The sequence below is a fragment of the Pseudomonas sp. SIMBA_068 genome (genome assembly GCF_046534705.1).
Lineage (GTDB): Bacteria > Pseudomonadota > Gammaproteobacteria > Pseudomonadales > Pseudomonadaceae > Aquipseudomonas > Aquipseudomonas putida.
This window is the reverse complement of the sequence record NZ_JAWRYI010001775.1, coordinates 1-232: the sequence shown is the minus strand read 5'-3', so window position 1 is coordinate 232 and position 232 is coordinate 1. Positions and strand designations below refer to the sequence as shown.

At 61.2% G+C, this 232-nt stretch carries 1 pseudogene; it reads left to right on the top strand.

The window, feature by feature from the left end:
• Positions 1–232 (top strand): annotated as a pseudogene (locus tag SB756_RS35865) (TetR family transcriptional regulator); the annotation flags it as partial.

Below are 232 nucleotides of genomic sequence, written 5' to 3'. Positions count from 1 at the left end.
CGGCGCACTGCGCGAAGACATCACCCGCGACCTGGCGGCGGACCTCACCCTGATGCCCAAGCTGCAACACCTGGATGCCGAAGGCTTGCATGTGATGGCCGACTTGATCGTCAAGAGTGTCTTCGCCACCCTGCCCGACATCATTGACCCACCCGCCCATGCGTTGCCCGCGCACCTCACGCCCCAGGCGAAAATCACCCAGCAATTGCGCTTTATCTTTATCGGCTTGAAG